The sequence below is a fragment of the Brevundimonas sp. AAP58 genome (assembly GCF_001295975.1).
In the GTDB taxonomy this organism is placed as follows: domain Bacteria; phylum Pseudomonadota; class Alphaproteobacteria; order Caulobacterales; family Caulobacteraceae; genus Brevundimonas.
In genome coordinates this window covers 1-5,050 of sequence record NZ_LJHU01000111.1, presented here as the reverse complement: position 1 = coordinate 5,050, position 5,050 = coordinate 1, and the positions used below count along the sequence as shown (strand labels likewise).

Annotated in this window: 5 protein-coding genes and 2 tRNA genes; 5 read left to right on the top strand and 2 right to left on the bottom strand. The window is 66.0% G+C overall.

Annotated elements, in window-relative coordinates; translation table 11 throughout:
* A partial coding sequence (locus IP78_RS13310) for an MATE family efflux transporter (RefSeq protein WP_255350754.1) occupies nt 1-644 on the top strand: 644 nt, incomplete at its 5' end.
* Here IP78_RS13310 and IP78_RS13305 read toward each other — a convergent pair.
* Nucleotides 623-1,327, bottom strand: a complete 705-nt coding sequence (locus tag IP78_RS13305; RefSeq protein WP_054112154.1) for a hypothetical protein — start codon at nt 1,325-1,327, stop codon at nt 623-625. The genes IP78_RS13310 and IP78_RS13305 overlap by 22 nt on opposite strands.
* A 125-nt stretch (nt 1,328-1,452) precedes the next feature.
* Here IP78_RS13305 and metG point away from each other — a divergent pair, with 125 nt between their 5' ends.
* Complete coding sequence (gene metG, locus IP78_RS13300; protein ID WP_054112153.1) at nt 1,453-3,159, top strand: methionine--tRNA ligase; 1,707 nt, start codon at nt 1,453-1,455, stop codon at nt 3,157-3,159.
* A 43-nt stretch (nt 3,160-3,202) separates the two neighbouring features.
* Here the strand turns inward: metG and rlmB are convergent, their stop codons facing one another.
* Entirely contained in the window at nt 3,203-4,111 is a 909-nt protein-coding gene (rlmB, locus tag IP78_RS13295) for a 23S rRNA (guanosine(2251)-2'-O)-methyltransferase RlmB (RefSeq protein WP_156320412.1), read from the bottom strand.
* 146 nt (nt 4,112-4,257) lie between these two features.
* Here rlmB and IP78_RS13290 point away from each other — a divergent pair.
* The 3 genes from IP78_RS13290 to IP78_RS13280 all read left to right on the top strand — a co-directional run.
* A tRNA-Tyr gene (locus IP78_RS13290) sits at nt 4,258-4,341 on the top strand.
* A 76-nt stretch (nt 4,342-4,417) separates the two neighbouring features.
* A tRNA-Gly gene (locus IP78_RS13285) sits at nt 4,418-4,491 on the top strand.
* Between the two features lie 64 nt (nt 4,492-4,555).
* Nucleotides 4,556-5,050, top strand: a 495-nt coding sequence (locus IP78_RS13280) for a GTP-binding protein (RefSeq protein WP_156320360.1), incomplete at its 3' end; no start/stop codon positions are given.

Below are 5,050 nucleotides of genomic sequence, written 5' to 3'. Positions count from 1 at the left end.
CCCGCCAGCAGGTGACCATCGGCCTCGGCTCCGGCTCGTCCTACTTCATCGAGGTCGGTGCCTTCGCCCTGATGACCCTCTATGCCGCCCAACTAGGAACGGCCGAGACCGCGGCCTGGGCCATCGTGCTCAACATCTCGGCCATCGTCTTCATGATCCCCATGGGGCTGTCCTCGGCGACAGCGGTGCTGGTCGGCCGCGCCTACGGAGCCCGCGATCCGCGTGGCGTGCTCCGGAATGGCCTCGTCGGCGTCGGCGTCGTCACGGCCCTGACGCTGATCGTCGCCCTGGTTGTATGGCCCAGCGCTCCCCTGCTGATTGGGGCCTACAATCGCGACCCCGCTCTGGCCGTCATCGCCATTCCGGCGCTGGTTCTGGCCACCCTGTTCTTCGTCGCCGACGGCATTCAAGTCGTCGCCGCCCAGGCCAACCGCGCGGCCGGCGACGTCTGGTGGCCAACGATCATGCACTTCACCGCCTATGGGGCGATCATGATGCCGCTGGGCTGGTGGTTGTCGCAGGCGTTCGGCGTCGACGGCCTGGTCTGGGCGGTGATCATCGCCAGCCTGGTGTCATCGACCCTGCTGACCGGACGGTTCGTGCGGGTAGCGCGACGCCTGGATCACGTCTTTTCGAAGACGTAGCGACAAGGCGTCGGGGCCAGAGAGCGGCCCAGGTCACCGAAATAAAAGCCGTCCAGCGTCAGCCGGCTGTCGTCGCGCACGGCCGATCCAGTCAGCAAAGGGTTGTCCGGCACGTCATTGCCGTCCTCTATCGTCATACTCAATCGACGAGCGGCCGCATCGAAGATCGACGTACCCCAATAGTCGCGGCGCGCCTCGAACGGCCGGAAGGTGACCGCAAAGTTCCCCGATGGGTAGAACTCCAGCTCTCCCACCGGTTCCTGGGGGACGGCCCCGTGCGAGCAGGTTACCTCTACCTGCCTCCAGCGCCCCGTGAGCACGATCTCGTCTCGGCCGACAATCGGGGTCGACAGGCGCGCAGGCCCGCCAGGAGCCGTCGCCATGACCACCAACGGCTCCCCGGCGGGCGCATCATCGGCAATGGCCACCCCGCCTTCCGCCGTCAGTCGTGCAGCCCCTTCAGGCATGATCTGCCAGTGGGTGAGACAGGTGAGCGGAAGTATCTTGGGGCCAGCGGGTCCTTGAGGTGAGTATACCGACAATTGGATGATCGTGCCCTGACGGGCCTCATTCGGGACCGCCGCGATCACGACGCGGTCGTTGGCGAATTCCGTGCAATCGGGTGCGGCCTGCTGGACAGGCGCAGCGAACACGGAGGCGGCGGACATCAAGGCGACGAGCATGGTTCGGACTCCCTACAAGCTGCAACAGGCTAAACCCCGTCCGGTGCGATCGTCCAATGTCACGGGATGACGGAACCTGTCGGCCCGCCTATATCCTCGCGCTCCCCTGAACCCCCCGGAGCCCCATGTCCCGCATCCTGATCACCTCGGCGCTGCCCTACATCAACGGCATCAAGCACCTGGGCAATCTGGCGGGCTCCATGTTGCCGGCCGACGTCTATGCCCGCTTCAAACGAGGGCAGGGCCATGAGGTGCTCTACATCTGCGCCACCGACGAGCATGGCACTCCGGCCGAACTCGCCGCCGCCGCTGCCGGCCAGGACGTGCGGACCTATTGCGACGAGCAGCACGAGATCCAGAAGCGGGCGGGCGAGGCGTTCGGTCTGAGCTATGACTGGTTCGGTCGCTCCTCGAATGCGCCCAACCGCCGCCTGACCCAGCACTTCGCCCATGTGCTGGAGGCGAACGGCTTCATCGAGGAGCGGGTGGATCGGATGATCTACTCCATCGACGACGCCCGCTTCCTGCCCGACCGCTACGTTGAGGGGACCTGCCCGCACTGCGGCTATCGCCCGGCGCGCGGCGACCAGTGCGACAACTGCGGGCGGCTGCTCGACCCCACGGACCTGATCGAGCCCTATTCGGCCGTGTCGGGTTCGACGAAGCTGGAGGTGCGCGACACGCGCCACCTCTACCTGCTCCAGACCAGGCTGGAGGACCGCATCCGGGCCTGGATCGAGTCCAGGTCCGACTGGCAGACCCTGGCCCGCTCCATCGCGCTCAAGCATCTGGACGAGGGCCTCATCGATCGGGGCATCACGCGCGACCTGTCCTGGGGCGTGCCGGTGGTGGGTCCCGACGGCGGCCCGCGTCCGGGCATGGAGGGCAAGGTCTTCTACGTCTGGTTCGACGCCCCCATCGAATACATCGGCGCAACCGAGGAATGGGCCGAGGCCAGCGGCCGGACCTGGCGCGACTGGTGGCGTCTGGACGAGGGCGCCGACGACGTCCGCTACGTCCAGTTCATGGGCAAGGACAACGTCGCCTTCCACACTGTCAGCTTCCCAGCGACCATCCTGGGCTCGGGCGAGCCGTGGAAGACGGTCGATACGCTCAAGGCCTTCAACTGGCTGAACTGGTACGGGGGCAAGTTCTCGACGTCACAGAAGCGAGGCGTCTTCATGGACCAGGCGCTAGAACTGCTGCCCGCGGATTACTGGCGCTGGCACCTGACGGCCTACGGCCCTGAAGGCTCGGATGCGGCCTTCACCTGGGAGCAGTTCCAGGCGACGACGAACAAGGACCTCGCTGACGTGCTGGGCAACTTCGTCAACCGCATCGTCAAGTTCGCCGAGAGCAAGTTCGACGGTGTGGTGCCCGACGGCGGCGAGCCCGGACCGCTGGAAGGCAAGCTGAAGGCCGACGTCCGCGCCGGCATCGCCGAAGCGACGGAGGCCTTCGAGGCGATGGAATTCCGAAAAGCCTGTCAGGCGATCCGCGCCATCTGGGTGCTCGGAAACGAGTATCTTCAGGAGGCCGCGCCTTGGACAGCCTTCAAGACGGACATCGAACGATCGGCGGTCGGAGTACGCACGGGCCTTAACTTGGTCGCCCTGTTTGCCCGTATTGCCGCCCCCGTCATGCCGTTCACGGCCGAGCGGATCGCCACCACAGTGGGTGAAACCGACCTGAGCTGGCCCTCTGCTAACGCGCCACTGCTGGATCGCATGCCGGTTGGCCGGACCGTCTCCGCGCCCGAGGTCCTGTTCCGCAAGATCGAGGATGCTCAGGTCGCAGAATGGAGCGAACGCTTCGGCGGGGCTGACGCCTAGGCCGTCTGGACGCCTGCTGTCGCCCTTTTGAGGGACAGGGGTTTCAAGCGGGTCGCTGCTTTCGGCTGGCCTCGTAAAGGGCGATGGCCGCGGCGTTCGATACGTTCAAGCTCTCAAAACCACCTGGCATCGGGATCCTGACCAGAACGTCGCAATGCTCGGCCACCAGCCGCCGGATGCCGTCGCCCTCCGACCCCATGACCAGGACTGTCGGGCGAGCGTCCAACGCAGCTTCAAGCCTCTCGTCGGAGGCTCCGTCCAGGCCCACGGCCCGCCAGCCCAGATCGGCCAATCGCTCCAGGGCCCGCGACAGGTTGGTGACCCGCGCGCACGGCAGACGCTCGGTCGCCCCGGCCGCCGCCTTGGCCAGTGCGCCCGCCAGCACCGGCGAATGTCGATCCTGCACCACGATACCACGCGCTCCGAAGGCCAAGGCCGAGCGAAAAATGGCACCGACGTTCTGGGGATCGGTCAGCTGGTCCAGCATGACGATGACGCCCTCGGCCGGGTCCGCGATGTCCTCCAACGACACGCCTTCCAGCGGCTGAACCTTGAATACCACCCCTTGGTGAACGGCACCCTGTGGAAGCATGCGTTCCAGCGCTTGGGGATCGACCACCTCGACCACCCGGCCCGGCGCCAGCGCGTCGCGTTCCAGCTCGGCGGCTCGATCGGCAGTGGCCAACAGGCGGCCCATGCCCTTCCTCGCTGGATTGCCGAGCGCCGCGAGAACCGGGTGGCGGCCCCAGATCAGCTGGTCGGCGTCGATCTTTCCCCGGCTCTGGCGAGGCGGTGCCGTTGGGTTCGGCTCGGTCGCCCTTGGAGCCCATCCGCCCTTGTCAGAGAGACCTTTCGGGCCCTTGCCGCCGGGCCCGGAACGCCCCCGAAAGCCCCCGGTCCCGGTCATTTTCCCGCCCGATTTGCGGTCGTTGCGTTCTGGAATTCTCGACACTATAAGACGCCCTCCGATTTGAAGCCCCCTGAGGCTTTCGGGTCCGGCTCCCTGTATCGCAGGCGCGTCTCGACCCCGAAGTCTTTTGTTTCGAGGCGGGTCGAAAGGCCGGTCTCGGGCGTTCATTCGGGTCGACCAGTGCGTGCGGGGGAATGTCCCGAGCGGCAAAGGGGGGGGACTGTAAATCCCCTGCGTAAGCTTCGCAGGTTCGAGTCCTGCTTCCCCCACCACGCGCTTCGATCCGAGGTTCAGGGCGAAGATGAGGATCGCGGTCAACGACCCAGGCGGGTCCGAGACCGTTTCTGCGCGGGTATAGCACAATGGTAGTGCAGCAGCCTTCCAAGCTGAGTATGTCGGTTCGATTCCGTCTACCCGCTCCAGGTTTTTGAGACAGCAAAGCGCCCCAAAACCCTTTCCTGGGCTCGGGCCATCAGGAGTTTGGCCATGGCCAAGGAAAAGTTCGAACGCACCAAGCCGCACTGCAACATCGGCACGATCGGTCACGTGGATCATGGCAAGACGACGCTGACGGCGGCGATCACGATGACGCTGGCCAAGGCCGGTGGCGCCAAGGCGATGAACTACGCCGACATCGACGCGGCGCCGGAAGAGAAGGCGCGCGGCATCACCATCAACACGGCGCACGTGGAATATGAGACGGCCAACCGTCACTACGCCCACGTCGACTGCCCGGGCCACGCCGACTATGTGAAGAACATGATCACGGGCGCCGCGCAGATGGACGGCGCGATCCTGGTGGTGTCGGCCGCCGACGGCCCGATGCCGCAGACCCGCGAGCACATCCTTCTGGCCCGTCAGGTCGGCGTGCCGGCCCTGGTGGTGTTCATGAACAAGGTCGACCTGGTCGACGACGAGGAGCTGCTCGAGCTCGTCGAGATGGAAGTGCGCGAGCTGCTGAGCTCCTACCAGTTCCCGGGC